Source organism: Comamonas sp. lk (assembly GCF_900564145.1).
Classification (GTDB): Bacteria; Pseudomonadota; Gammaproteobacteria; order Burkholderiales; family Burkholderiaceae_C; genus Comamonas.
Window position 1 is genome coordinate 2067617 of the sequence record NZ_UOOB01000001.1, and the last position, 25899, is coordinate 2093515.

Annotated in this window: 20 protein-coding genes and 1 riboswitch; of the genes, 10 read left to right on the top strand and 10 right to left on the bottom strand. The window is 60.4% G+C overall.

What is annotated here, in order from left to right; all coding sequences use genetic code 11:
- Positions 1-176 precede the first annotated feature (176 nt).
- Positions 177-1316 (top strand): enoyl-CoA hydratase/isomerase family protein, encoded by a 1140-nt coding sequence (locus EAO39_RS09565; RefSeq protein ID WP_120967181.1) that lies wholly within the window; start codon positions 177-179, stop codon positions 1314-1316.
- Between the two features lie 33 nt (positions 1317-1349).
- Here the strand turns inward: EAO39_RS09565 and EAO39_RS09570 are convergent, their stop codons facing one another.
- The 7 genes from EAO39_RS09570 to EAO39_RS09600 form a co-directional block, all read right to left on the bottom strand.
- Complete coding sequence (locus EAO39_RS09570) at positions 1350-2147, bottom strand: SDR family oxidoreductase (protein ID WP_120967182.1); 798 nt, start codon at positions 2145-2147, stop codon at positions 1350-1352.
- 139 nt (positions 2148-2286) lie between these two features.
- Positions 2287-3291, bottom strand: a complete 1005-nt coding sequence (locus EAO39_RS09575) for an ABC transporter substrate-binding protein (protein ID WP_120970885.1) — start codon at positions 3289-3291, stop codon at positions 2287-2289.
- Between the two features lie 25 nt (positions 3292-3316).
- Entirely contained in the window at positions 3317-4105 is a 789-nt protein-coding gene (locus tag EAO39_RS09580; RefSeq protein ID WP_120967183.1) for an ABC transporter permease, read from the bottom strand.
- Entirely contained in the window at positions 4102-4860 is a 759-nt protein-coding gene (locus tag EAO39_RS09585) for an ABC transporter ATP-binding protein (protein WP_120970887.1), read from the bottom strand. Before EAO39_RS09585 ends, EAO39_RS09580 begins: the two co-directional genes overlap by 4 nt.
- Before the next feature lie 4 nt (positions 4861-4864).
- Positions 4865-6316 (bottom strand): acyl-CoA reductase, encoded by a 1452-nt coding sequence (locus EAO39_RS09590; RefSeq protein ID WP_120967184.1) that lies wholly within the window; start codon positions 6314-6316, stop codon positions 4865-4867.
- Positions 6313-7395, bottom strand: coding sequence for a long-chain fatty acid--CoA ligase (locus EAO39_RS09595; protein WP_120967185.1), 1083 nt, complete (start codon positions 7393-7395; stop codon positions 6313-6315). Before EAO39_RS09595 ends, EAO39_RS09590 begins: the two co-directional genes overlap by 4 nt.
- Positions 7396-7464: 69 nt before the next feature.
- A riboswitch (TPP riboswitch) is annotated at positions 7465-7556 on the bottom strand.
- Positions 7557-7620: 64 nt separating this feature from the next.
- Positions 7621-8721, bottom strand: coding sequence for a DUF72 domain-containing protein (locus EAO39_RS09600; RefSeq protein ID WP_120967186.1), 1101 nt, complete (start codon positions 8719-8721; stop codon positions 7621-7623).
- A 179-nt stretch (positions 8722-8900) separates the two neighbouring features.
- On the opposite strand from EAO39_RS09600, the gene EAO39_RS09605 reads away from it, so the two are divergent.
- From EAO39_RS09605 to EAO39_RS09630, 6 genes are all read left to right on the top strand, one after another.
- Complete coding sequence (locus tag EAO39_RS09605; RefSeq protein WP_120967187.1) at positions 8901-11273, top strand: Tex family protein; 2373 nt, start codon at positions 8901-8903, stop codon at positions 11271-11273.
- A gap of 56 nt (positions 11274-11329) precedes the next feature.
- Positions 11330-12172 (top strand): HDOD domain-containing protein, encoded by an 843-nt coding sequence (locus EAO39_RS09610; protein ID WP_240466938.1) that lies wholly within the window; start codon positions 11330-11332, stop codon positions 12170-12172.
- 492 nt (positions 12173-12664) lie between these two features.
- Positions 12665-13357, top strand: coding sequence for a response regulator transcription factor (locus EAO39_RS09615; protein ID WP_240467086.1), 693 nt, complete (start codon positions 12665-12667; stop codon positions 13355-13357).
- A 14-nt stretch (positions 13358-13371) separates the two neighbouring features.
- Positions 13372-14244, top strand: a complete 873-nt coding sequence (locus tag EAO39_RS09620) for an ATP-binding protein (protein WP_120967190.1) — start codon at positions 13372-13374, stop codon at positions 14242-14244.
- An 83-nt stretch (positions 14245-14327) separates the two neighbouring features.
- Entirely contained in the window at positions 14328-15428 is a 1101-nt protein-coding gene (locus EAO39_RS09625; protein WP_120970889.1) for a patatin-like phospholipase family protein, read from the top strand.
- Between the two features lie 418 nt (positions 15429-15846).
- Positions 15847-18309, top strand: coding sequence for an AI-2E family transporter (locus EAO39_RS09630; protein WP_120970891.1), 2463 nt, complete (start codon positions 15847-15849; stop codon positions 18307-18309).
- A gap of 60 nt (positions 18310-18369) precedes the next feature.
- Here EAO39_RS09630 and EAO39_RS09635 read toward each other — a convergent pair whose 3' ends face one another.
- Positions 18370-19506: an iron-containing alcohol dehydrogenase gene (locus EAO39_RS09635; protein ID WP_120967191.1), complete on the bottom strand. Its 1137-nt coding sequence runs from the start codon at positions 19504-19506 to the stop codon at positions 18370-18372.
- 457 nt (positions 19507-19963) lie between these two features.
- Here EAO39_RS09635 and EAO39_RS09640 point away from each other — a divergent pair, with 457 nt between their 5' ends.
- From EAO39_RS09640 to EAO39_RS09650, 3 genes are all read left to right on the top strand, one after another.
- Positions 19964-21481, top strand: a complete 1518-nt coding sequence (locus EAO39_RS09640; protein WP_162989518.1) for a TnsD family Tn7-like transposition protein — start codon at positions 19964-19966, stop codon at positions 21479-21481.
- A gap of 37 nt (positions 21482-21518) precedes the next feature.
- A protein-coding gene (locus EAO39_RS09645; RefSeq protein ID WP_120967072.1) for an IS3 family transposase occupies positions 21519-22669 on the top strand; the annotation gives its coding sequence in 2 pieces (ribosomal slippage) (positions 21519-21768 and positions 21768-22669; 1152 coding nt in all).
- Between the two features lie 76 nt (positions 22670-22745).
- A complete protein-coding gene (locus tag EAO39_RS09650; protein WP_240467087.1) occupies positions 22746-23582 on the top strand; it encodes a TnsD family Tn7-like transposition protein in 837 nt (278 codons plus the stop codon).
- A gap of 353 nt (positions 23583-23935) precedes the next feature.
- Here the strand turns inward: EAO39_RS09650 and EAO39_RS09655 are convergent, their stop codons facing one another.
- On the bottom strand, positions 23936-24712 hold the full coding sequence (locus EAO39_RS09655; RefSeq protein ID WP_120967194.1) for an enoyl-CoA hydratase: 777 nt from the start codon (positions 24710-24712) through the stop codon (positions 23936-23938).
- A 151-nt stretch (positions 24713-24863) separates the two neighbouring features.
- Positions 24864-25832: a tripartite tricarboxylate transporter substrate binding protein gene (locus tag EAO39_RS09660; RefSeq protein WP_120967195.1), complete on the bottom strand. Its 969-nt coding sequence runs from the start codon at positions 25830-25832 to the stop codon at positions 24864-24866.
- Between the last annotated feature and the right edge of the window lie 67 nt (positions 25833-25899).

The window sequence follows — 25899 nt, forward strand, 5'->3', positions numbered from 1 at the left end:
GATTGGCGGTCGTGCCTAGGGTGCGACCGCCTTTTTTTATGGTGGAAGGTTTTGGCCTGATATGTCACGCAGATGGCTTCTTGAAGACAGTTGCTGCCTGCATAATCTGCTGCGCACCGGGCGAGCGTTCCCCCTGGTCCGGTCGATAAAACAGATGTTTCAAGGAGCCTTCAACCATGATCGAGAATTCAAGCAGCGCTGCGGCGAGCCAGTCCGAAGTGATAGCCGAAGTGCGCGGCACGCTGGGCATGATCACGCTCAATCGCCCCCGGGCCTTGAATGCTCTTTCGCTGGGTATGGTGCGCGAGCTGCTGGCGACGCTGCTGACCTGGCAAAAGGACGACGCCATCCTGGGCGTGGCGATTCGGGGTAGCAACAAGGAAGGTGTCTTTGGCGCTTTCTGCGCTGGCGGCGATATCCGCTTTCTGCATGGCGCAGGCAGCAGCGGCAACCCGGAGCTTGAGGATTTCTTCACCGAGGAATATGCCCTCAACCATCTGATCCACAGCCTGGGCAAGCCTTATATCGCCTTCATGGATGGCATCGTCATGGGCGGCGGCATGGGTATCAGCCAGGGAGGCTCGCTGCGCATCGTGACCGAGCGCACCAAGATGGCCATGCCCGAGACGGCCATTGGCCTGTTCCCCGATGTGGGCGGTGGCTACTTTCTGTCGCGCTGCCCTGGAGCCGTGGGCGAGTGGCTGGCGCTGACCGGCGACACCATTGGCGCCGGCGATGCCGTGGCCTTCGGTCTGGCCGATGGCTGCATGCCTGCCGAACAACAGGCAGAGCTGTGGGAGACGTTGGCCACCACGAAATTTACCAATGTGGAAGCGCTCAATGCCGTGGTGCGCTCCCGCTTTGTGAGCATGGACGGCAAGAATACGGCGCACCGTGCCGAGATTGATGCCTGTTTTGGTCAGCCCACGGTGGCTGCCATCGAGCAGGCGCTGCAAGCGGGCAGCGATTGGGCCCAGGCCGAGGCCGCTACCTTGCGCAAGCGTTCGCCGCTGATGCTGCATGTGGTGCTGGAGCAAATCCGCCGGGCGCGAAAAATGACGCTGGCCGAGGACCTGCGCATGGAGCGCGATATGGTGCGCCACTGCTTTTATCTGCGCCCCGGTCAGAGCGAAACCCTGGAAGGCATTCGCGCTCTGGCGGTGGACAAGGACCATAACCCCCGCTGGAATCCCGCGCGAATCGAGGACGTGAGCGATGCGCAGTGGCAGGCATTCTTTGCCAGCCCCTGGCCCGCACATTCCCACCCGCTGGCTGCGCTGAAGGACTGGTTTTTCGGGCAGGGCTGCTGTCCGTAGCCTGTTGATCCGCTGATGCGCTGATCCGTAAGTTCAGCGCATCACCAGGCCGCCGTCCACCAACAACACCTGTCCCGTCATAAAGCCGCTGAGCTCCGAGGCCAGGAACAGCACCGGCCCGGCCACGTCCTCTGGTCTGGCCAGGCGTCTGAGCGGCGTGGCCGCCATCAGTGACTCGCGAAACGATTCCTTGGTGTTTTGCGTGCCCTGCGTGGGGTAGACCAGGCCTGGTGCCACGCAGTTGACGCGTATGCCCATAGGTCCCAGCTCGCAGGCCAGATTGCGGCTGAAGGACACCAGCGATGCCTTGGCTGTGGTGTAGTCGTGATAGGGCACGACAGGGTGCTCCACCAGATTGCTGACGATGTTGACGATGCTGCCCCGTGCGCGCTGACGCATCTGCGGCAGTACTGCGCGGCAGACGTTGAAGGCTGCGCCCACGGCGCCGTCGAACTGGGCCTGATAGTCGCTCCACTCCAGATCGTCGAAGCGCTTGCGACGCTCGGGGTCGAAAGCATAGGGTCTGAAGGCGTTGTTGACCACGATGTCTATGGCCCCGGCCTCGCGGACGATGCCGTCCACCATGGACTGGACGTCGGCTTGCGAGCCCACGTCGGCCTTGACGGCCCAGGCATCGCCGCTCATGTCCTGGCCAGCAGCCTGGCAGGTCGCCACCGTGCTGGCGGCAGCCTCATCATTGGACAGATAGTTGACCGCCACGGTCGCGCCCTGGCGTGCCAGCGCCGTGGCAATGGCGGCGCCTATGCCACGGCCGGCACCCGTGACCAGTGCCACCTTGCCGCGCAGATTCATTCCAGAAGCTTGATTCATCTCAATTTTCCATTGTGCTGATATGTCGCTCGCAGACCTTCAAGCTGGCGCGGGCAAAGTGTGAGACACCGAGGAAGGGCCGCCCCGCACCGAGGGCGTCGTCCCCCTCAGAGGGAAGCTGCATAGCGACTCAGGGGAACTACAGCAAGCTGGTGGTCACGACGTCAGACACCTTGATCTGGCGCTGTACCAGACCCAGAGCGTGATAGGCATCGGCCCCTTTTTGCAGGGCTGCGATGTCGAAGCTGCCCAGAGGCTTGCCAGCCTGTACCGGCTGGGAGGACGCATTGCGCAGGCGGATCACGTCGAGGTTGATGTCGCGCTGCGTGCCGTCGATGGCGTACTTGCCGGCCAGGGTCGCTGCCTCCTCGGGGTTGGCCATCATCCAGGCCGCGCTGTCGCGGTAGCCCTTGAGGAAAGCCTTGAGCAAATCCTTCTTCTCGCGCAGCACATCCTCGCGCACCACGAACATATCGCTGGAGATGTTCAGGTGCTCGCGCACCTGCATCACGTTGACTTCGCCAATGCCTTTGCGCAGGCCCACGGTCAGACCGGTGTCGGTGGCAGCCGTGGCATCGACCTGGCCTTGCATCAGCGGCGCGAAGTTGAGCAGGCCGGTGACGACGATGGTCACATCCGATTCCTTGAGGCCGGCCTGGTGCAGCATCACCAGCAGGTTCTGGCGCGTGCCGCTGGACAGGCTGTAGACGCCAATTTTCTTGCCCTTGAGGTCGGCCGGCTTGTGAATGCCTGCCGACTTGAGCGAGACCACGTTGAATACGTTTTGCGGATAGATGTCGTAGATGGCGACCAGCTTCTCGCCCTTGTCCAGTGCCATGAAGAAGGAGCCTGGATCGGTGAAGGCCACATCGGCCTGGCCGCTGAGCATATTGCGTATGGCATCGCCACCGCCCGCCCCCGGCAGGTAGGCCAGCTCCAGGCCCTGGGCCTTGAAAAAGCCTTTTTCGGGCTCGACCAAAATGTTGGTGATCTCGCTGATGGGCTTGCTCCAGCCTGCCAGGCGGATCTTTCCCTGGACAGGAGCGGCCAGGCTGGTGCCCGCCAGCGTCAGGCCGGTGAGAGCGGCACCGGCGCCAAGCAGGCTGCGGCGGGAGATGAACGGAGGCTGAATCGGTGTGTGCATGGCGCGGATCAAACAGTGGAGAAACTCAAGACTTGCCGCTTGAGCGAGAGATTGGAAAGGCGTGGGTGCGCAGCAGTCTGCGCTCCAGCATCAGACAGGCCTGATACAGCAGCAGGCCCATGGCGGCGATGATGACCAGGGCCGCGAACATCAAAGAGGTGTCCATCATTCCCTGGGCGGCAATGACCACGGCGCCCAGGCCGCGGCTGGCGCCCATGAACTCGGCCACCACCGCACCGACCAGAGCCAGAACCACGGCCACGCGCAGACCCGCCAGGATGGCGGGCAGGCCCGCGGGCAGTTTCAGGCGCAGCAGCGTCTGCAGGCGCGTTGCCCCCAGCATGCGAAACAGCTGCAGCCGCTGGGCATCGACCTGCCTGAGGCCGGTCAGCGTGTTCTCCATCAGCGGGAAAAAGCAGATCAGCGCCGTGATCAGCACCGTGGGCAACATGCCAAAGCCGAACCACAGCACAAACAGCGGCGCCAGCGCCAGCTTGGGTACGACCTGGCTGACCACCACATAGGGCTTGAGCACACGCTCCAGCAATTCCCATTCGGCCAGTGCCATGCCCATCAGCAGACCGGCCAGGCTGCCGGCCGCCAGGCCCAGCAGCAGGGCTTGCAGCGTTGCTAGCAGGTGCGGCCAGAAATAGCCCGAGGCCAGGCCCGTCCATAGCGACGCTGCCACCACCGAAGGCGCGGGCAGCACCAGGGCCGACAGACCCCATTGCCGCACCAGCAGCTCCCACAGGCCCAGCAAAATCAGCAGCAGGGCAGCGGCCAGCAGCCGTGCCTGAAATGGCGTGGCGCTCATAGGGCAGTCCTGTCCATGGATGCGCGCACGCGGGCACAGTATTCGTTGAAGAGCGGACCATGGCGCATGGCCTGGGTGCGGGGCGCGGGCAGCTCAATCGTCCAGTCGTCCACAATGCGCCCGCCATGCATGAGTGCGATGCGGTCGCCCAGGTAGACGGCTTCATTGATGTCGTGGGTGACGAAGAGCACCGTGGTGCCGCGTTCGCGGCAGGTGCGCAGCAGATCGTCCTGCAGCTCGGCGCGTGTGATGGCGTCCAGGGCGGCAAAAGGCTCATCCAGCAGCAACAGCGGTGGGGCAAGAATCAGCGCCCGTGCCAGAGCCGCACGGCTTTGCTGGCCGCCAGAGAGCTGGCGTGGATGCTGTTGTGCATGGCTTGCCAGTCCCAGTTGATCCAGCAGTTGCAGCGCATGCTGCCTGTCCTGTGGTGTGGGTTTGCGCTGCAGCGAAACAGGCAGCAGCACATTGTTCAGCACTGTCAGCCAATCGAGCAGCGTGGGGGCCTGGAACATAAAGCCCACTTGCGGCCCGGGTGCGGCCAACTCGCCCCTACGTTCGCGATCATGCAACACGATGCGGCCAGATTGCGGTCTGAGCAGGCCTGCAGCCAGCTTGAGCAGCGTGGTCTTGCCGCAGCCGCTGCGGCCCAGCAGGCAGTGAATTTCGCCGGCTTGCATACGCCAGTCCACACCGTCCACTACCGGGGCATGGCCGGGATAGGTGAAGACCGCTCGTTCGATCTCGAGAAAAGCCATGTCCTCAGTCCGCATAAGAGGCCAAGGGTTGGGCCGCTAGCTCGGCCGATTGCTCGATCTCGGTCATGCGCACCAGATCGATCAGATTGAAGCGCCCGTCATGGTGCCAGCCGGCCTCGGGCATGCTCATGGAACCTATGGCACTGATGCGCGTAACGCCGGCGGCGCCCAGCAGACCGGCCAGCCGGTATAGCTGCTCGGGTGTGGCGGCAATGCCGGCGGTCTGCAGGAATTCGCGCTGCGCGGCAACCACGGGGACCACGGCATCCAGGCTGTCCACGCCGACCACGGCAATCGTGCGGTATAGGGCCGTGGGCGTCAGCGGCTGCAGGCTGTCGCTATAGGCCACGCTCCAGGGTGCATCCACCGGGCCCAGCAACTGCTGCTCGTCACCTGCCCACTCCACGCTCTGCTGCCATTTGGCGATGGCCGTGCCTTCCTCCAGAGCCAGGGGGCGGCGCGCAAAGCGGCGCTGCAGATTGGCCAGCTCGGCGGCCAGATAGTCGGTAAAGGCGCGCGGGCTCACGGGAGCGCCACGCTCCACATAAAAGACATGGGGCGAGTAGCAGCCTTGCTGGTCGTAGCGCATCACGTCCCAGGCGGCGAGGCGGGCCGTAGCGGGAGCTTTGAGCGTATCCATTGCGGCCGCGCCGATCAGGCCAAAGCCCAGCTTGTGGCCGTGGGGCAGAAAGCGGGTGGTCACGGGCAGGCGCCGGCGCAGCGCATCCAGCGTCTGGTTGCCGCCATAGGCCAGCACCGTATCAGCGCGCTCGTACAAGGCGCTGGCTTCCTCTGTGCCCGCGCCGCTCCACCACACCACGGCCAGACAATCGGCCAACGGCGGATGGACTTCGGCCAGCAGCCGTGCAAACCAGCCTGCGAACAGTGGCTCGGCGCTTGCCAGCTTGCCTATGCTGGGTGCCTTGACCAGCAGGCCGCAGACCAGGCTCCACAGCGACAGCGCCGGTACGTTGCCCGCCCAGCTGTGCACCAGCAGATCAGGCCCGAAGGCCCGTACGGCTCCGCCCTTGGGCGCGGGCTGGAAACCGTCCAGTACGGCGGGGTTGGCAAAATCCTCGGCCACAAAGCGCCGCAGCTGCGCGGCGCGGAAGGTCTTGAAAAACCCGGTCAGTCCCAGCCGCACCATGTCCGCGTCGTAGCCGCTGACCACGGGCAGCCAGGCTTCGGCCTGTTGGCGATACGGATCATTGCGGTCAAGCAGGCGCGCAATGGCTCGGTCGATCACGGCGATGATCTCTGCCACCGTCATGGTTCGCAGATGGCGATCTGCCGCCTGCTGCACCCGATCCGCCAGCGCCCGCATCTGGGCGGCGCTCAGCACGGGAACAGAGACTTCCAGCCGCAGGTCCTCGCGTTCAAAGGGCAGCACTTGCCACTGAACCTCGTCGTCGCGTAAGCCGGGCAGATAGCCGGCCGTGATCCGCTCGATCTTCATGCGGCAGCAGCTTTCACAAACTCCTCTACGGCCAGCGAACAGCCCTTGGCGGCCGCACCCTCGGCACGGCCCAGCAGCAGAAAACCACCCTCGGCCCACAGGCCCACGTCCTCGGTCAGTATGGTGGTGACGGCGTTGTAGTTGGCCAGGTCGCAGTGCACGAGGATGCCGCGCTCGCCGGGTGCCACGTTGCGGCCGGTGACGGGCTCGACCAGGCGCGAGCGTATCCAGTGCGGCCCCGATTTGACCGAGGGCAGCACGGTGTTGCCGTCGTCATAGAACTGCGTGCTCAGCTCGGTCATGCCATACATATTGATGCAGTGACTGAGCGGCACGCCCAGCAGCTGGGACAGGTCGGCATAGAACTCCTCCAGCGGCAACTCGCGCGACTGGCCTTTGTAGCCGCCCGTGTCGAGAATGCGGCTGCCCGCAGGCAGGCGAAAGCTACGGCCCTGGGCACGCAGAGCGTCCATCACATGTACCAGGCTGAAGCTGGCACCCAGCAGTGCATAAGGTCGGTCTGTACGTTCGGATTCCTCCAGAGCCGCGCACAGCGCCGGCATGTCCAGCCCCTCAGAGCCCAGGAAATAGCGGCTGTCAGGCGTGCCGAACTCAGACTTGGCCAGCGCTAGATAATGCGCCAGCGAGGAATTGGGCATGGCTTGCTCGTCGGGGAAAAGAATGCCCATGGGCAGACGCTCCGCTCCTTGCATGAAGCGCTGTGCGAAGTTGCGCGTCATCGACAGATCGTAGACGTCGAGCAGGGGGTGGAAGTGGCGGCCGCGCGCAGCCCGACCCGTAGTGCCGCTGGTCATAAACACGCGCTCGGTGGGGGAGGCGGGCTCGCTGCGCAGCTCCATGGCCTTGAAAGCGTCAATGGGTACGGCCGGAATATCGCTCCAGGTCTTCACATTGCGCAGCGTGGCACCGCGCCGCTGGCAGAAGCTGCGAAACGGCGCATTGGATTCGAACTGATAGGCAAACAGCCGCAGGGCGAGCTGGTCGAACTGGTCGTCGGTGCAGCCATCCATGGCAATGAATGAGAGCAGGTCTGCGACCAGCGAGGCGGCCTTGTCCATGGAATTCCTTCGAGAGCTGGGACATGATGCTCCGAAGGCCCCTGGCTGTGCCGCAAGCAGGTGCGGTCACGTCAGGATGCAAGCTCTTCTTCCGCCGGAATGACCCGGATCAAGTTCTCGGGTGTGGATCTCAGCACGGCAGTGCACCCCGGAGCGGAGGGCCATCTTACCGCAGTTGCGCTGACGCCGTCGTGTACGGCGGCAAGCGCCCGAATGTCGGTCTGGCTAGGCGGGGCCGCTTTGGGCCAACGCCTGTGCCAGCAGGGCAATCGAGCGTGGCGCGCAGCCCTCGGCATCGTTGCTGATGGTCACAAAGGCGGGCTGGCCGGCACCCGTAATGCCCTGGATGGTGCGCGCCAGCAGGGCGCGGGTATGCAGGTCCTCGGAGCGGATTTCGTTGAAAGGCTCATGTTTTTTCTGCGCATCGGCGTAGCCATAGGCGCCGAAGATGCGGTTCAGGCTCCAGCGACAGACCAGGGGGCCGGGCCACAGGGCGCGCAGCATGGGTAGCTGCTGCTCTATGGGCGGCATCTTGCCGTGCAGCCCCAGGCAGAAGGTGGCTGCGTGGGCCTTGAGCGTGGCGGCCAGCGCAGGGCCCAGCAACTCGGGGTCGCGCACTTCCACGGCCACGATGACTTGCGGCCGAGCGGCCAGTGCCTGGCGCACGGCAGCCAGCATGACCCCCAGTTTGTCCAGCAACGCGCCGGGGCGGCTGAGCCAGCTCCAGGGCAGGGGGCTGAGCTGAAAGACCAGCACGCCCAGCTTTTCGCCCAGGCCTTCCAGCGTGGGCTCCACGAAATGTTCCACGGCCAGGCGCGGGTCCAGAAAGGCCGGGTTGCTCTGGCGGGGCTTGCCGTCCTCGCTGCGAACCTGGGCATCGGTGACTCCGGCCGGACATTTGACGACAAAACGAAAATCGGCATCGACCTGGGCTGCAAAAGCCGCGTATTGGCTGGCCGTCAGCGGGCGCCAGAAGGTGCGGTCCACGCAAACGGTGCGCAGCAGCGGGTGCTGGTGATAGGCGGTGAGCCCTTTTTTGGATAGCACGCTGGCGTCATAGGCGCCGTCCCAGACCAGTCCATCCCAGCCGGGATAAGACCAGGTGGATACGCCCATGCGCAGACCCGCAGGCAGTTGGGCCGCCAGCTCTGCCAGCTGCAAAGCGCTTGGCGCAAGCGCTACACCGCCGGATTTAGCCGCTGTTTTGGGCGCGGGTTTGGCATCGGCCTGTCCGGGCGCCAAGCGCGATGCGGCCGTGCCGGGCGCGGGCTGGCGCTCCGGTGGGCTGGCATCGGCAAACAAGTCATCCTGGACAGAGTCGGGCATGGTGAGTCTGATTTTAATGAAATAGACCTCAAGCCCATAGTGAGAAAGCGCGAGCAGCTATGAAATGCATAGTTTTTTCGTTTCTGTTGCATTTCAGCCGGCTTGCATGCGCAGAGGGGCGGAATGCCTATGGCACACTCATTGGCTTTCTGGGTTGAACGCCATGGGGCGGGTATCAAATGCAAAAAATCATTGGTCAGATTGCCGAAGAACTGAATGTCAAGCCGCAGCAGGTGAGTGCCGCGGTGGAGTTGCTCGATGGCGGTGCCACGGTTCCGTTTGTTGCCCGCTACCGCAAGGAAGCGACGGGCGGCCTGGACGATACGCAGCTGCGTACGCTGGACGAGCGCCTGAGCTATCTGCGCGAGCTGGCTGATCGCCGCGAGACGGTGCTCAAAGCCATTGACGAGCAAGGCAAGCTGACCGACGCATTGCGTCTGGCCATTGCCACCGCTCCCACCAAGCAGGAGCTGGAAGACATTTACCTGCCTTTCAAGCAAAAGCGCCGCACCAAGGGTCAGATTGCCAAGGAATTCGGTATCGAGCCGCTGGCCGACAAGCTGTTTGCCGACCCTAAGCTGGATCCGCACAAGGAGGCCGAAGCCTTCTGCCAACCCGCTACCACCTTGGATGACGGCAAGCCGGGCCCGGATTTCTCGAACACGTTTGCGGTGCTGGACGGCGTACGCGACATCCTGTCCGAACGCTGGGCCGAAGACCCGGCGCTGGTGCAGAAGCTGCGTGAGTGGCTGTGGGAGGAGGGCCTGATCCGCTCCAAGAAGGTGGAAGCCAAGAACGAGGACGATCCCGAAGTCTCCAAGTTCCGCGACTATTTCGAATATGACGAGCCTATCGGCCGCGTGCCCTCGCACCGTGCTTTGGCCGTTTTCCGTGGCCGGGCGCTGGAGATTCTGGAAGCCAAGCTGGTTCAGCCGCTGGAACCCGAACCCGGCCAACCCAGTCTTGCCGAAGGCAAGATTGCCCTGCATCTGGGCTGGAGCCACGCCAAGCGCGCATCGGATGACCTGCTGCGCAAATGCGTGGCCTGGACCTGGCGCGTGAAGCTGAGCCTGTCCACCGAACGCGATCTGTTCAGCCGCCTGCGTGAAGACGCTGAAAAGGTGGCCATCAAGGTGTTTGGCGACAATCTGCGTGATCTGCTGTTGGCAGCGCCTGCCGGCCAGCGTGCGGTGATCGGCCTGGACCCCGGCATTCGCACGGGCGTGAAAGTGGCCGTGGTGGACAGCACGGGCAAGCTGGTGGATACCACCACCATCTACCCGCATGAGCCGCGCCGCGACTGGGACGGTTCCTTGGCCGTGTTGGCCAAGCTGGTGGAAAAGCACAGCATCAACCTGATTGCCATCGGCAACGGCACGGCGAGCCGCGAAACGGACAAGCTGGCGGCCGATCTGATCAAGATCGCAGAAAAAGCCGACAAGAAGATCGAGAAGGTGGTGGTCAGCGAAGCCGGTGCCTCGGTGTATTCGGCCAGTGAATTTGCGGCGCTGGAAATGCCCGATATCGACGTAAGCTTGCGCGGTGCGGCATCGATTGCGCGCCGCCTGCAAGACCCGTTGGCCGAGCTGGTCAAGATCGACCCCAAGAGCATTGGCGTGGGCCAGTACCAGCACGATGTGAATCAGAGCGAGCTGGCTCGCCAGCTCGATGCCGTGGTGGAAGACTGTGTGAACTCCGTGGGCGTGGACCTGAATACGGCCTCCGCCCCGCTGCTCAACCGCGTCTCCGGCCTTTCCGGCTCGGTCGCCAAGTCGGTGGTGCGCTGGCGCGATGCCAACGGTTCCTTCAAGAATCGCAAGCAGCTGATGGACGTGGCGGGTCTGGGTGCCAAGACCTTCGAGCAGGCCGCAGGCTTTTTGCGCATTCGCGGCGGTGACAATCCGCTGGATATGACGGGTGTTCACCCTGAAACCTATGCGGTGGTCGAGCAGATCATTGTCTCCACCGGCAAGGCCGTGGACCAGCTGATGGGCCGTGGCGAGTTGCTCAAGACTTTGAAGCCCGAGCAATTTGCCAGCGAGAAATTCGGCGCTGTCACTATCAAGGACATTCTGGGCGAGTTGGAAAAGCCGGGCCGCGATCCGCGTCCGGATTTTGTGGTGGCCCGCTTCAACGAGGGCGTGGACGACATCAAGGACTTGAAGGAAGGCATGACGCTGGAAGGCACGGTGAGCAACGTGGCCCAGTTTGGTGCTTTTGTGGATCTGGGCGTGCACCAGGACGGCCTGGTCCACGTGAGTCAGATGAGTCACAAATTCATCGAAGACGCACGCGAAGTGGTCAAGACCGGCCAGATCGTCAAGGTCAAGGTGCTGGAGGTGGACGTGGCGCGCAAGCGCATCAGCCTGACCATGAAGCTGGATGCCGCACCTGCACGCAGGGATGGACCGCGCGACAACCGGTTCGAGAGCGCCGGCCGGGGCCAGGGCCAACAGCGTGGCGGCTATGCCCAGGCCCAGCGTAGCAATGAGGCAACACAGCAAAATGCCATGTCATCCGCTTTTGCCAAGTTGCAGAGCTTGAAGAAGTAAGCTCTGGTGGTTGCACCAGTCCATCCACACAGCTTGCCTCAAACGCTACGGAAATCATGAGTCTGTCACGTCCCATGGATCTGGCAGCCTTGCTCAGCTTGCCAGCTTCGCTGCCCAGCCAGCCACGCACCGTGGCTTTGCTGGCCAGCGAGCTGCGCAGACCTGAGCCCAGCCTGCGCCGACTCTGCCAGCTGTTTTCCACCGATCCGGCCCTGGCCGCTTCGGTTCTGGCGTCGGCCAATGGAGCCGGGTCTTTGATGGGGCAGAGCGTGCCCGGTGTGCCTGAAGCCTTGGTCGTCCTGCCGCAAGCCCAGTTGCGCCAGCTGGTGCATGAGGCGCTGGCAGGCCTGGGTGGACAGAACCTGCGCGGTTTCGATTTGCCGGCTTTCTGGCGCCACAGCCTTGAGACGGCCAAGCTGGCGCGAACGCTGGCTGCCACGGTCCAGAGCAATGGTTCTACAGCCTATGCATTGGGCCTGCTTCATGGTCTGGGGCAGCTGCACATCCATCGCGTTGCGCCCGAGCAGGCCGCCAAGGTCAGCGAACTGGTATCGCCCTGGGATCCTCAGCGGCCGCTGCTGGAGTCGCAGTTGTGCGGCTACGCATTCAGCCTCGTGACTGCCGGGCTGGCGCAGTCCTGGCATTTGCCTCAATTCATGGTGGATGCGCTGCAATACATGCACGCGCCGCTGACGCAAGCCCAGTTCGAACCGTTGACCGGAGTCTTGCATCTGGCTGCATGGCGGGCCAGCACCTATATACAGCGCTGGGATGAGCGCCAACTGGCGGTGTCATTCCCCTCCGAAATAGGCCTGGCCCTGGGCCTGGATATCGATATGGTGCTCAGACAAGCCTCCATCGATTGGCATGCGGTAAGCGGTGTGGATGTACAGGTGTAGGCCGTGATCGTTTGATCCGCGAGGCATCGGATGCGGGGGTGTAATTTGTTTATGCTGTGAAACAAATTCTTGCGTGGCGCTTACATCCAGAGTTACAAATTGCCACCGGTCGATGGAGCTGGCATCCCTGTGAATGAGGGTAAGTCCAAAACATTTCACCGAACTTGTATTTCCTGTTCCATAAGTCTTGGGCTGCGTGAGGTATGGGTTGTGCCAATGGCTGAACGCTGGTTGCTAGGTGGGCACTGACTTCTTTGTCCGATAAATTTGCTTACCAATACAGCTTGTTCGCTTACATTGACAGCGTAAGGAAATTGATAAAAACTATCCTTGTGTTTCTTGGAGAGTTTTACTTAATTAAAACGGTGCTCTGGGATGTTGCAGCAATCACACAGTCTGACTGGCAAGGAGAGCGTCTTGAAACCGTCCAACATCCCAGCTGACACTGGTGCCAAGGTACAGCCGGTGGCCGGCGAGACCCAGGGTTCAAGCATGTGGCCGGATTTTCTTGTCGGCCAACCCGACAAGCCGGTACGCGTGATCGTGGTGGATGATGATCTGCATATCCGCCGGGTGATGGCCCAGGAAATCATGAATGACAAGCGCACCATGGTGGTTGCCCAAGCTTCCAGTCTGCGCGAAGCCAAGAAAGTCATACGCCAGCACGAGTTTGACGTGATGCTGGTGGACCTCAATCTTGGTGACGGTAATGGGCTGGAGCTGCTGGATTTGATGAAGAGCGCCTGTCCACATGCCGAGGCTGTGGTGGTCTCTGTGGTGGAGACGGACGATCAGGTGCTCAAGGCCTTTGAATTGGGTGCTGCCGGCTATATGGTCAAGAACTCCTGGTTTGGCAATTACGCACAAGCGGTCTTGCAAGTGGCCAATGGCGGCGCCTCCATCACTCCCAATCTGGCGCGACGTCTGCTGCAGCGGTTTGACAAGACTGCGACCTCGGCAGACGCTGTGCCCCGAGCGCCTGACCCTACGCTGGACCGTCTCTCCGCGCGTGAGCGCGAGGTGCTGCGTATGGTGTCCAGCGGCTACACCAGTGCTGAAATTGGCGAACGTCTGCTGATCAGCGCCATGACAGTGAACACCCATATCAAAAATATTTACCGCAAGCTGCAAGTGCGCACCCGTGCACAGGCCGTACGCTTTGCCTCGTTGCGCGGTTTGTTCTGAGAGGGCTGAACACCATGGCCATGCAGCCGCCAAGCGATATTTGGGTGCGTTTGCTGCTGGCTTTGCTGCAATTGGCCGTTTTGATTGCCTGGGGTTTGCAGCCGCAGGCAATGCAGTCTCCGCTGCTGCTGGCGATGACCGCGCTGACGGCGCTGGCCACATTTTTTTGGCTGCTTTGGCTCTTGCCTCTGGCGTATCGCAGTATTTTGTGGCGCAGAAGGCGCAGCGTGCGCCCCTCGCGCGAGGTTCAGGCCGAGCGCCGTCGCATTGCGGCGGCCTTGCACGATGGTGTGGGCAGTCAACTGGTGCAGGCTATGCTGCTGCTGGATGAGACCCCTGGCAACGAGCATCCTGTGCAAGCCATGCTGGAGCAGTCCTTGCTGGATTTACGCTGGATTGTGGACTCCATGGATGGGCAAGGCGATGCCTTGATCATTCGCCTGGCCCGCTTTCGCCACCGCTTGCAAGCCGTGACCGAGCGCCGTGGCATGCATCTGTATTGGGAGGTCTGGGATCCGGAATTCGATGAGGCCAGTTTGGGTCGCAGGTTGCCAGCCGGGGCCATGGCCGAGCAGATCATGGCCATCTTGCAGGAAGCAGCGAGCAATGTGCTGCAGCATTCCCAAGCGACCGAACTCTGGATCACTCTGGAGCCTTTCGATCCAGCCAGCAATAAAACGCCGGGCCAGGTAGCAGTTCGAGTTGCTGCTCATTCTTTTGCCCATGCGCAACTCTCGATTCGAGACAATGGCCGTGGGCTGGAAGTTCAAACCCCGTCTGCAGGTTTGGGGCTTTCCAGCATGCGCCGACGGGCTGCGGAGATAGGTGCGCAACTACAGCTACAGCCGCGAGAGGGCGGAGGCGTTTCGGTTCTTCTGTATTGGTAGCGGTGCAGTAGCGCTGCTTGGCCTTGGGCGTCTTGTCGCACTCGCAGTGTGCCGGTCTGGCATTGGGCTGCACAATGGCGGGCATGAGTCATACACCTGCGCTTCGCATATACGCTGGCCCCAAGGCCTTGGCCCATATTCGCCAGAACGGCCTGGCGCCAGACTCCATTCGCGTGATTCCTGCTGCCGCCGGCGGGCCCAAGGGCTTGATTCTGGGGCCGCTGGATCGCTTCATCTTCGGCCAGTGGTTGCCGCAGTCGTCTCAAACCGTGGATCTGGTGGGCGCCTCCATCGGTGCCTGGCGCATGGCCACGGCCTGCCTGGAGCAGCCTACCGCTGCGTTGGAGCGGCTGGAGCGCGACTATATTGCCCAGCGCTTTGATCCTCCCCCAGGCCAGAAGCGAACTCCATCCTGGTTGGTGAGCGAACGCTTTGCGCAAAGCCTGCAAGACTTTTATGGCGGTCGGGTGAGCGAGGTGCTGACCCATCCCCGCTATCGCCTGCATGTGATCGCGGCGCGCGGTCACAAGCTGCTGGCCCGAGAATCCCGCTGGCGCACGCCGCTGGGCTATCTGGGTGCATTTGCCTGCAATGCGGTACGGCGGCCGGCTCTGGGTCATTGGCTGGAGCGGGTGGTTTTTTCCACGGCAGCAGGCGGCGCGCTGCACGCCATGCCTTTTGGAGCTGATGATCTGCGCACCCGCCAGGTGGAACTGACCTCACGTAATTTCATGGAGGCCGTGCGGGCCAGCTGTTCCATTCCCTTTGTGCTGAAGGCCGTACACGATATCGAGGGCGCTCCGCGCGGTGCGTACTGGGATGGCGGGATTACCGACTATCACATGCATCTGGATTACGCTGCCTCGCGTGCCGGAGAAGGCATTGTGCTGTATCCGCATTTTCAGAAAGCCGTGGTACCCGGCTGGCTGGACAAGAGCTTGCGCTGGCGCCACAAGCCCAGCCACTATCTGGACTCCATGGTGGTGCTGGCCCCGGATGCCGCCTGGGTGGCCGGCCTGCCGCGCGGCAAGCTGCCCGATCGGCATGATTTTCTGGATTACGGCAGCGATCACCAGGCCCGTTCCCGCGCCTGGAATGCCGCGACGGCGGCAAGTCAGCAATTGGCCGACGAGTTCGCCCAGTGGCTGGACAGGCCGGACCCCGGCTGTGTGCAGCCACTTTGAGTGGATGCATGATTTACCTTTGATAGCAGGCAGCGCCCATATTCAAAGGGTTTAATAGATTTTTCATTCATAAATGAAGACTGGTAAAGCGCGAGCAGCTCCTCTTTTGGGTGAGCTGCATCGCAGTGCTGGCATCGAGGGCTTGCACTTGGATCGAGTCGCAACTTTTTCAGGCTTGGCTACCATGTAAACCAGTTTCTGTGTCTGGCAAATCATCCATCGAGTAACGTTGATCATGTCCCAGTCTGCTACTCCCTCCACCGTTGGCGAGTCCTCCGCTTCAGGCGAAGATGCGTCGGCCGTGCCGGTCCAGGTCGGAGCCGTTGCGCCCGCCAAGCCCTATGCCGGGGCTCCGATTGAAGTGGAGGGCGATGCCTTGAGCCCGCGTTCCCGCAGCGTCCCTGCACCCTGGGGCCGCTTGGACAGGCGCGAACTTGAATCTGCGCTGCCGGGCCTGATGCAGCTGGCCGCCATGGTTCCGGCGCTGCGCCTGCTGGCCGGGCTGATGATTGCCACGCTGGTCATCGCGGCACTGTATTTCGGGCGCGAGCTGCTGATTCCGCTGGCGCTGGCCATGTTGTTTGGCTTTTTGCTGGACCCTGCCGTCTCGCGGCTCAAGCGCTGGGGCTTGCCGCGCATGGCTTCGGCGATTGTGGTTGTCGCGATTGCTCTGGCTGCGCTGGGCGGCCTGGGTATGTACTTGGGCAGCCAGGTTCAGCAGCTCAGCACCGATTTGCCGACCTATCAATCCACCATTCGAGACAAGCTGCGCAGTCTGCGCAAAAGTGCCAACATGCCCAGCGCCTGGGATGGTGTGTTCAAAACCTATAACACGGTGGAGAAAGAGATTTCCAGGCCGGAAGGCGCTGCGCCGCGGGTGCAAAAGGTCGAAATCCAGACGGCCCAATCCAATCCAACTACCCGCTTGCTGCAATGGCTGGGCCGTATCGCCGAGCCCGTGACCACGGCGGGCATCGTGCTGCTGTTTGTGATTCTGATTTTGCTGGACCGCGATGATTTGCGTGATCGGCTGCTGAGGCTGATGGGCGGCAATCTGCATGTGGCCACCGATGCGCTGGATGAGGCGTCCCAGCGCATAGGCAAGTATCTGCGCATGCAGTTCATCGTGAATGTGAGCTATGGCGTGCCGCTGGCAGCCGGTCTGTGGCTGATTGGCGTGCCTGGCGCCATTTTGTGGGGGGTGCTGGGGGCCATCATGCGGTTTGTGCCCTATGTGGGGCCCATGCTGTCGGCCGTATTTCCGCTGGCGCTGGCGTTTACCGTCGATCCGGGCTGGAATATGTTTCTGCTGACGCTGAGCCTGATCCTGCTGCTGGAGCTGATCAGTAACAACGTGATCGAGCCCTGGCTTTACGGCGCCAGCACCGGGCTTTCCACCTTGTCCATCATCGTCGCCGCCACGTTCTGGACAGCGCTTTGGGGGCCTATCGGCCTGATTCTCTCCACGCCGCTGACGGTTTGTCTGCTGGTGCTGGGGCGCAATATTCCCGCGCTCAAGTTCATGGAAGTGCTGCTGGGCAGTGAGCCCGTGCTGGGGCCGCAGCAAAGGCTTTACCAACGCTTGCTGGCCGATAACGTGGATGACGCCATAGGCATGGCGCTTGATGCGGTGCAGGCCCAGCTGCCGGCCAGACCCACGCAAAAAGACAAGGCCCAGGCCGTGGGCAGCTTCTACGACGAAGTGGCGATTCCTGCACTGCGCATCGCAACCCAGCAGCATCTGGAGTCGGCCACGGCAGAGCATCGTTTGCGCTTGTCCAGCGGCATGGATGCACTGATCGACGAGCTGCAGGACCACTATGCGCCGGCTCTTTTGCCGGCAGATGCGCCAGGGCCGCAGAGACGCTTGCGTATTCATTGCGCTGGCGTGCGCTGGGAGGTGGATGCCCTGGCGGCGGCCATGGTGGCCCACGCCGAAAGACTGCATGGACATGAGGTCAGCTGCTCGGAATGGGCGCTGGCCGCAGACCCTTTGCTGGCGCAGCGCAGTGCCAAGGCCGTACTGGCGGACAGCGACTGGGTGCAGAGCATGCAAACCACGGATTTGCTGGTGCTCTCCATCTTCAATCATCAGCCCCAGGGCACGGCGCGACGCATGGTGCGCCGTATACGCCGCTACTGGCCGCATATGCGCGTGGTTCTGGTGCTGTGGAATGCGCCTCAGGTTGCTGCAGACCCGGACTTTGCGGCGCAGTGTGGTGCCCAGGCCTGCGTGACCAGCTTGCGTGAGTTGAGGTTATGGGTGGATGCCATGCAAAGCGCTGACATGGACGAGGGCGTGATTGCCGCCCCCATTTCTGAAAACGACAGGGAGCGGGTAGAGGTTTTGCATGGCAGCGGCGTGCTGGATGAGGGTTTTACGCCGCTGTATCACGAGGCAGCGCAAAAGGCTGCTAATGCCTTCAACACCCGGTGGGCGCAGATTGCCTGGGTGGATTCGCAAGAGGTTCTGACGCCGGGCAGTCTGCTGCCTATGCCGCCATCCCAGGTGCTGAATGGCCAGAGCGCAGGCATCCCCCGGGCTGAGAGCATCTGTTCCTATGTGATTTATGACGGAACGGCCATCGTCATCGGAGACATTGCCCGCGACCCGCGTTTTGCCGGCAATCAACGCTTGCTGGATTTGCAGGTGCGCTTTTATGCTGGCGTGCCTTTGACCGACAGAAAAGGCCAGCTGCTGGGCTGCTTTGCGGTACTCGACGACAAGCCCAGAAACATGTCGGAAGGCGAGCTGGAGCTGCTGAGCTCCATGGCCAGGCAGCTGATGGAGGATGTCAGAGCCGCTCAAAAGCAAGGTGGCAGTAGCGCACAAAGTACGCCCAGCATGCAAGCAGAGAGCGATAGCAAGCCATTGGTTTGATTTGCTATTTTTTTGATGGCTGCAATCGCTTGCCTTTAAAGGGTAGGCATTGGATTTATCTTACATGGAGCTGCTCAGCAGCAGCTGGTAGTCCTCCACCGACGCAAGGCGTGGATTGGTGGCGTGGCAATGGTCTTTGAGCGCGCCGCCAATCACGGCATCAAACTGCGAGCGCTCCACGCCCATGGCCGCAAGCCCGGTCGGCAGGCCCAGGCGTGCATTCATGTCGCGGATGGCATCGGGAATGTCGCTGCCGCTGCTCAGGCCCATGGCGTGGGCCATGCGGTTGAGACGGTTATCGCGCTGCACGCTTTCGGCCTGTGCATTGAAGAGCACGACTACGGGCAGAAACATGGCGTTGAGCGTGCCGTGGTGCAGGCGCGGGTTCACGCCGCCCAGGCTGTGACTCAGGCTGTGCACGCAGCCCAGCCCTTTTTGAAATGCCATCGCACCTTGCATGCTGGCACTCATCAACTGGCGGCGCGCTTCGCCGTCATTGCCGTTACGTGTGGCACGTTCGATGTGCGCCCAGCCGCGGGCCAGGCCATCCAGGGCAATGCCGTCCGCCGGTGGATTGAAGGCAGCGGCCATAAAGGTTTCCATGCAGTGGGCAATGGCATCCATGCCGGTGGCTGCCGTCAGCATGGGCGGCAGGCCGTAGGTAAGTTCGGGATCGCAAATGGCGGCCTTGGGAACCAGATGCCAGCTGTGAAAGCCCAGCTTGCGGTGGTCATCCACGATGATGATGGCGCCGCGTGCCACCTCGCTGCCGGTGCCGCTGGTCGTGGGTACGGCAATCAGCGGCGCTACGCGCTCGCTGATGCGCGGCGATCCACCCTCTATCGTGGCGTAATGCGCCAACGGGCCGTCATGGGTGGCGGCAATCGCCACGCCCTTGGCACAGTCGATGGCGCTGCCGCCGCCCACGGCGATCAGCCCGTCGCAGCCATGCTGGCGGTAGAGCGCGGCAGCGGCGCGCACGGCCGCTTCCGTAGGGTTGGAGGGGGTCTGGTCGAACACGATATATGGCAGATCGCCAAGAGCATCCAGCGCCTTTTGCAGCACGCCTGCGGCTTTGACGCCCTGGTCGGTGACGATCAGCGGGCGGGCGATGCCCACGCGTTCGCACTCCTGGCGTAGAAGGCGAACAGCGCCGAAATCAAATTGAATCTGGGTAACGTAGTTGATGAAGGCCATGGCGTGCAGCGTTTGAAGCGAAGCAGGAAATAGCTCCAATCTAAAAGCCTCATGCTGCAGTGCAAAGAAAGCAAACCCTCAATGTGCGTGATTTTCGTCGCGGCGGAGACAGGGGCTATTATTCTGGGTAAATAAAGTCGCAAACTCGCAAATAAAGTCGCAAACACCGACCTAGCATTCATGCGGGTTTGCGGGGGACAGTGGTGCAGAACTAAAGTCGTAAACTCGCTCGCTTCAAAAAAATAGCTCCCATGGAGGTCTTTTTTGGAGGGGGAGTAGATTGCCTTCAAGTCGCTAGCGTCTCTGTTCGGCGCATGTCCAAGAGATGACACCAGAAAGCATGCTGTTGACTCCTACTTAATTACGCGAGGCGCATCTGAGAGGGGCGGCCACAATTGGCCCAAAGAGGAAGCCAACAAGATCTTGCAATCCAAATCGGTGCTGCTAGATTATGTTGATGCCGCTTGATGATGGTGTCTCTATCCAGCTTCCACTCCTGGATTGGCTCCAGGATGAGACCTGCTTTAGCCTTGCGAGCCGCCATCACTACCTATGGGGGTATCCAAGCTCGGAAAGCACTTGTGAGCTGTTGTTTGCACATGCGCGTGGTGGCGTGCAACATGATTTACCTAATAACCTTCAGACCTTCGTTGAGCGTACGAACGGTAGGGTAGGTGACACAGGGCGTGTTGCCCGTGAACACACCTTGCTGAAGTTTTATCAAGCCTTCATTTCCGCTGGAGATCGTGAGGATGCAGTCAACTGTTTGGCCGGCTCCAATGTGGCGCGGTTGAAGCTTCGTCTAGGCATCCTTTCAAGCCGCTTCAGGGCAAGTCATCCGCTTAAAGCTTGCCCTGCTTGCATCAATGAAGACGTGCGAAACGTCGGGTGGGCCTATTGGCATCTTCGCCACCAGTACCCTGGAGTTTGGGTATGCACAAAGCACCAGCAACTCCTCTCCCAGTCCGTTTACAAATCGACTGGACTAAAGCGCTTCAATTGGTTGTTACCAAGTTGTCATCTGCTACAGAGCGCAATAGAGGGCCAGGCCTCGATGCCGGACAAGACATTCGCGTTGCTCTGGCGTCTGGCACAGCTCATTGAGGAGATCGTGGAGGGCGGTGCGATAAGGCCCTTGTTGGCTCCGCAATTGAATGAGGTTTACTCGGGTGAGCTTGCTCGTCGAGGGTGGGTGACCCATGGGGGTTACCTTCGGCTTGCGCAGCTCTCCAGCGCCTTTCTCGAATATGCCGCTCCACTTGGGAAGGTTGCAGAGTTCGCAAGGCTTCCCATCGATACGGACGCTGCGGCGATGCAATTAGGGCGATTGCTGCATCCATCAAGAACAGGGACGCATCCGCTGAGCCACTTGTTGGTGATTCACTGGTTGTTTGGCAGTGCATCCAAGTTCAGAGAAGCTCAATCCATTAACCCGCAATCCCAAAAGTTGTGCTCCTTTTGCTTCGCTGATTCCTGGCAGCCGGTGGGTCTTGACGTCATTGCGCAGCCAGGTCATGCGCGCTCAATCGACTTGACTGCGGTGACTCAAGCTTGCGGAGGTGTTGGCTCAGAGACTCAAGCCACCACATTGCAGGGAGGTGATGCATTCACCGTAGGGCAGGACGTTTCACCGTCAGTGCTCCCCGCAATTGATGCTGCAGCGAGCAGGAAACTACGCCGTGGCAAAGGTGATGCCGAGATTGCTGTGCAGATGGGTGTCTCGATGGAGGTAATCTCACAGATTGAGTTGCCCGAAGATGATGCTCGTTCCAGTCGGAACCAAGCTCAAAAGGACAAAACAGATAGGAGAGACCAGGAGCGAGCTATCTGGCTTAGCTTGTTGGAAGCTTCAGGCTTTCGAGGCATCACTTGGATGATCAAAAAGGCGCCGAGCACTCATACATGGCTTTATCGCAATGATCGCGTTTGGCTAGACAAGCACAAGCCGCTGAATCGACCAACTTTTTGTAGATAGTTCACAGCCTCCTATTTCCGTTCAAATAGGAGTCCATATGAACGCACAACGCTACCCAGAAGAATTCAGGATTGAGGCCGTCAAGCAAATCTTGGAACACGGCCACAGCGCAGCCGACGTCTCACGCCGTTTAGGCGTGAGCACGCATAGTCTGTATAAGTGGATTCGACTGCAGCAAATCCCCGCAGCTCAGCGGCAGGAGCAAGTCAGTCAAAGCGAAGAATTACGCCGTATCAAAGCAGAACTCAAAAGGGTCACCGAGGAGCGTGACATCCTAAAAAAAGCGGCGGCGTACTTCGCTCGCCAGTGCGACTGAAGTACGCCTTCATTGCCAAGCACCAGTTGATTTACAGCGTTGTGCGCATGTGCCGGGTGCTGCAATTGCACCCCAGTGGTTACTACGCTTGGAGGGTTCGGCCGCTCAGTCAACGTGCGGCCGATGACCAGCGTCTATTGGGCCTTCTAAAGCAGGCATGGCTAGAAAGCGGTGGCGTATATGGCTACCGCAAGTTGACATTGGACATGCGTGACTTAGGCGAGACCTGCAGCAGGCACCGGGTAGCAAGACTGCTGCGCTGTGAGGGATTAAAGGCTCAGCGAGGCTACGGACGACGCCCTCGTGTGCGAGGAGGTGCTCCAGCAGTCGTGGCTCCCAACTTACTATCGCAGCAGTTCACCGTGCATGCTCCGAACAAAGTCTGGGTGACTGATATCACCTATATCAGCACTCATGAGGGGTGGCTGTACCTGGCAACGGTAATTGACCTGTTCTCACGCCAAGTTGTTGGCTGGGCAACAGGTAGCCGCATTGATACCCAGCTGCCCTTGGATGCATTGCATATGGCGCTCTGGCGTAGAAGACCATGCAATACCGTGACCGTGCACTCTGACCAAGGCTGCCAATTTACAAGCCATGAATGGCAGCGCTTCCTTGCTAGCCACAACCTGCAATCGAGTATGAGCAGGCGAGGAAACTGTCACGACAACGCAGTTGCTGAAAGTTTTTTTCAGTTGCTTAAGCGGGAGCGCATCCGCAGAAAAACCTATCCTACGAGGCAAGAGGCGCACAGCGATGTCTTCAGCTACATCGAAATGTTCTACAACCCCATTCGCAGACATTCGTCTGCTGATGGTCTGTCTCCAATAGAGTTTGAGAGACGTAATTCCGTGAGGCTGGCAGCTATCTAAAAAAATCTGGTCGATTCAATTAGGGCGATTGCTGCATCCATCAAGAACAGGGACGCATCCGCTGAGCCACTTGTTGGTGATTCACTGGTTGTTTGGCAGTGCATCCACGTTCAGAGAAGCTCAATCCAACACCCCGCAACCCCAAAAGTTGTGCTCCTTTGGTTTCGCTGATTCCTTGCAGCCGGCGGATATTGACGTCATTGCGCAGCCAGGTCAGGGGCACTCAATCGACTTGACTGCGGTGACTCAAGCTTGCAAAGGTATTGGCTCAGAGACTCAAGCCACCACATTGCAGGGAGGTGATGCATTCACCGTAGGGCAGGACGTTTCACCGTTAATGCTCCCCGCAATTGATGCTGCAGCGAGCCGGAAACTACGCCTTTGCAAAGGTGATGCCGAGATTGCTGTGCAGATGGGTGTCTCGTTGGAGGCAATCTCACAGATTGAGTTGCCCGAAGATGATGCTCGTTCCAGTCGGAACCAAGCTCAAAAGGACAAAACAGATAGGAGAGACCAGGAGCGAGCTATCTGGCTTAGCTTATTGAAAGCTTCAGGCTTTCGAGGCATCACTTGGATGATTAAAAAGGCGCAGAGCACTCATACTTGGCTTTATCGCAATGATCGCATTTGGCTAGACAAGTACAAGCCGCCCTTCCTGCCTAAAGGAGCAAAGGTAAGAGGAGTGACTGTGGATTGGGACGCTCGTGACAAACTCTTAAGTAGCTTGGTGCGGGACACCACGCTGTTGTTGCTCAAAGAGCAGGGTGCTCGGCGTATCTTTTTCTGGCAGCTGTATCAAAAGATCCCGGAACTTCTTGCCAAGAAAGATTCTTTGCATCGGTTGCCGCTTACACGACAGGCGGTTCAGGATGCTTTGGGAGCTCATCAAAGTTTCAGAAAAATGCTGGATTGATCCGGAGGGCGTCTTCTGGTTACGCTGACCTTCTTACCTTCCATCGCTGAGCATTCCGTTGCTTGTGGCCTCCGGCGTTCGGTCTGTAGCTGTCGGCTCACGCATTCTCATGGTGGCTGCTTCAGGCTGGTTGCGGCCCCTGAGCTTTGGTAAGCCTGTGACCGCTGCCATCGATACCAGACGTTGACCCGCTACCTGGCCAGACGTCCGCTGTACGCCTCAATCCGGAAACTTACTGGATCGATACAACCTGAACGGCAGCTTTCGTAAGCTGCGAACCGGTGGTGTCGACTCATAGGAGTCAACCTACAGCGGAACTGGGAGCTCGAAAGCAGCCACTGAAAGCATCGCCTCTAAGCCGAAATCTGCGAGAAATCAGGTGCTCTTTTCTGTGCAAAGGCAGCAAAGGCTTCGCGAGCTTCAGGGCTCTTGAGGCACTCGACGAACTGGGCACCTTCCAGGTCCATCTGACTTGCAACGGACTCTCTTTGTTTCATCAGACCTTTTGTCAGCTTCAATGATCCAGCGGCGCGGCTGGCAAGAAGCTGTGCAATTTTCTGGGCCTCCTGATGTAAATCCGCCGTTGGTACAACGCGATTCGCGATGCCCCAGGACGCTGCCTGCTCAGCAGTCACAGGCATGCCCAAAGCAAACATCTCGTAAGCTCGTGCGTAGCCAATGCGGGCAGGCAGGAGCAAGCTCGAAGCCGCCTCGGGGACTAGCGCCAAATTGACGAAGGGTGTGGACAGCAGTGCATCGTCGGCGAGAAGCACGAAGTCGCAGTGCAACAGCATTGTTGTCCCCACTCCCACGGCACGTCCGTTCACAGCTGCTACCAACGGGCGCGTTGAGCTGGCGAGAGCACGCAGAAACCGAGATGAATGGCGTTCTTCACTGCCTGCTTTCCCGGAAGCCACTGCGGAAAATTCGCCCAAATCGTTGCCAGAGGTGAACATGCCACCTTCGCCTCGAATCACGATAACTCGAACGGATGTGTTGTTCTCGGCGCCTGCAATTGCATCAGCTAACCTCGCGTACATCGCGTTGGTCAGTGCATTCATCTTCTCTGGTCTGTTCAGAGTGAGGGTCAAGACATTCTGGGCTGAATTGACGGTTACATGCTCAGTCATAGATTCTCCTGGCGGTATCGTTCGTGTCTTGCAAGCGGTGGAGCGGGGGAAAGAGACCAAGGGCGATGGCCTACCGACGTTGTCGGCTGCGCAGGAACGATGTATTTCCTTTCGACAAACCGATGCATTTGAAACAATGGAGTTAAGCGTGTTAATCGATCTTGATGCCGATTGTGTTGATGATCTTTCCCCACTTCGCATAGTCATTGTTAATGATGTCTGAGAACTGCTCCGATGTGGTCGGCTGCGGAAGGAAGTTGATTGACATTAGGCGGTCTCGGAGATCAGGCAGTTCCAGCGCCTTGTTGAGCTCCGTGTTCAGTTGCTTGATAGTCGCGGCCGGAGTGCCGGCTGGCGCAAACAGCCCATACCAGGATTCCGCTTCGAAATCGACCCCTTGCTCGATCAAGGTCGGCACATCTGGCAGTGTCGGAACCCGCTGTTTCGTCACGAGGGCCAGCGCGCGCATTTTCCCAGCTTTGATATAGGGCAGTGCCGAACTCAGCCCCGTGAACATGACCGGGATATGGCCAGCCATCAAGTCGTTCATTGCGGGGGCGACGCCTTTGTAGGGCACGTGGATGAGGTCCACGCCCACCCGGGATTTGACAGCCTCGCCGATGAGATGGCCGCCAGAGCCATTGCCCCAAGACGCATAGGAGAGCTTGCCCGGCTTGGCTTTCGCAAGTGCGGTTAGCTCGGATAAGGATTTGACGGGCAGGGACGGGTCTACCACCAATACGATGGCGGACCGAACAGCCATTCCGATGGGTACGAAATCTTTGAGTGCGTCATAGGACATTCGCGAATGCAGGTGAGGCAGCATCGTATGGGTCGCTGCCAGCGTCAACAGCAGGGTATGGCCATCGGGCTTGGCCTTGGCGACGGTTTCCACACCGATGATTCCGGTGGCCCCGGGGCGGTTATCCACCATGACGGACTGCTTGAGTCCTGTGCCGAGCTTTTGTGCCAGGAGGCGGCCCAGAATGTCGGAGTCGCCGCCAGCGGGAAATGGCACGACCAGCTTGATCGGCTGGCTCGGGTAGCTGGGTTGGGCTGCGGTTTGGCCTGCGAGGGTCAAGGCAGCACAGGCTGTCAGAAGCGAATAGATGAGTTTCATGTTTCCAGTTCCGTGGGGCTAGGCAATCCGTCGCAAAATCTTCGTGCAGTTGCCCTGTACGAAGCTC

Bases quoted from the DNA above. Each gene is read 5' to 3' on its own strand.
- EAO39_RS09580 (WP_120967183.1), bottom strand. From the start codon at position 4,105: ATGAGCGCCACGCCATTTCAGGCACGGCTGCTGGCCGCTGCCCTGCTG.
- EAO39_RS09620 (WP_120967190.1), top strand. From the start codon at position 13,372: ATGGCCATGCAGCCGCCAAGCGATATTTGGGTGCGTTTGCTGCTGGCT.
- EAO39_RS09600 (WP_120967186.1), bottom strand. From the start codon at position 8,721: ATGCCCGACTCTGTCCAGGATGACTTGTTTGCCGATGCCAGCCCACCG.
- EAO39_RS09565 (WP_120967181.1), top strand. From the start codon at position 177: ATGATCGAGAATTCAAGCAGCGCTGCGGCGAGCCAGTCCGAAGTGATA.
- EAO39_RS09660 (WP_120967195.1), bottom strand. From the start codon at position 25,832: ATGAAACTCATCTATTCGCTTCTGACAGCCTGTGCTGCCTTGACCCTC.
- EAO39_RS09585 (WP_120970887.1), bottom strand. From the start codon at position 4,860: ATGGCTTTTCTCGAGATCGAACGAGCGGTCTTCACCTATCCCGGCCAT.
- EAO39_RS09590 (WP_120967184.1), bottom strand. From the start codon at position 6,316: ATGAAGATCGAGCGGATCACGGCCGGCTATCTGCCCGGCTTACGCGAC.
- EAO39_RS09635 (WP_120967191.1), bottom strand. From the start codon at position 19,506: ATGGCCTTCATCAACTACGTTACCCAGATTCAATTTGATTTCGGCGCT.
- EAO39_RS09595 (WP_120967185.1), bottom strand. From the start codon at position 7,395: ATGGACAAGGCCGCCTCGCTGGTCGCAGACCTGCTCTCATTCATTGCC.
- EAO39_RS09655 (WP_120967194.1), bottom strand. From the start codon at position 24,712: ATGACTGAGCATGTAACCGTCAATTCAGCCCAGAATGTCTTGACCCTC.
- EAO39_RS09610 (WP_240466938.1), top strand. From the start codon at position 11,330: ATGAGTCTGTCACGTCCCATGGATCTGGCAGCCTTGCTCAGCTTGCCA.
- EAO39_RS09575 (WP_120970885.1), bottom strand. From the start codon at position 3,291: ATGCACACACCGATTCAGCCTCCGTTCATCTCCCGCCGCAGCCTGCTT.
- EAO39_RS09640 (WP_162989518.1), top strand. From the start codon at position 19,964: ATGCCGCTTGATGATGGTGTCTCTATCCAGCTTCCACTCCTGGATTGG.
- EAO39_RS09570 (WP_120967182.1), bottom strand. From the start codon at position 2,147: ATGAATCAAGCTTCTGGAATGAATCTGCGCGGCAAGGTGGCACTGGTC.
- EAO39_RS09605 (WP_120967187.1), top strand. From the start codon at position 8,901: ATGCAAAAAATCATTGGTCAGATTGCCGAAGAACTGAATGTCAAGCCG.
- EAO39_RS09625 (WP_120970889.1), top strand. From the start codon at position 14,328: ATGAGTCATACACCTGCGCTTCGCATATACGCTGGCCCCAAGGCCTTG.
- EAO39_RS09615 (WP_240467086.1), top strand. From the start codon at position 12,665: ATGTGGCCGGATTTTCTTGTCGGCCAACCCGACAAGCCGGTACGCGTG.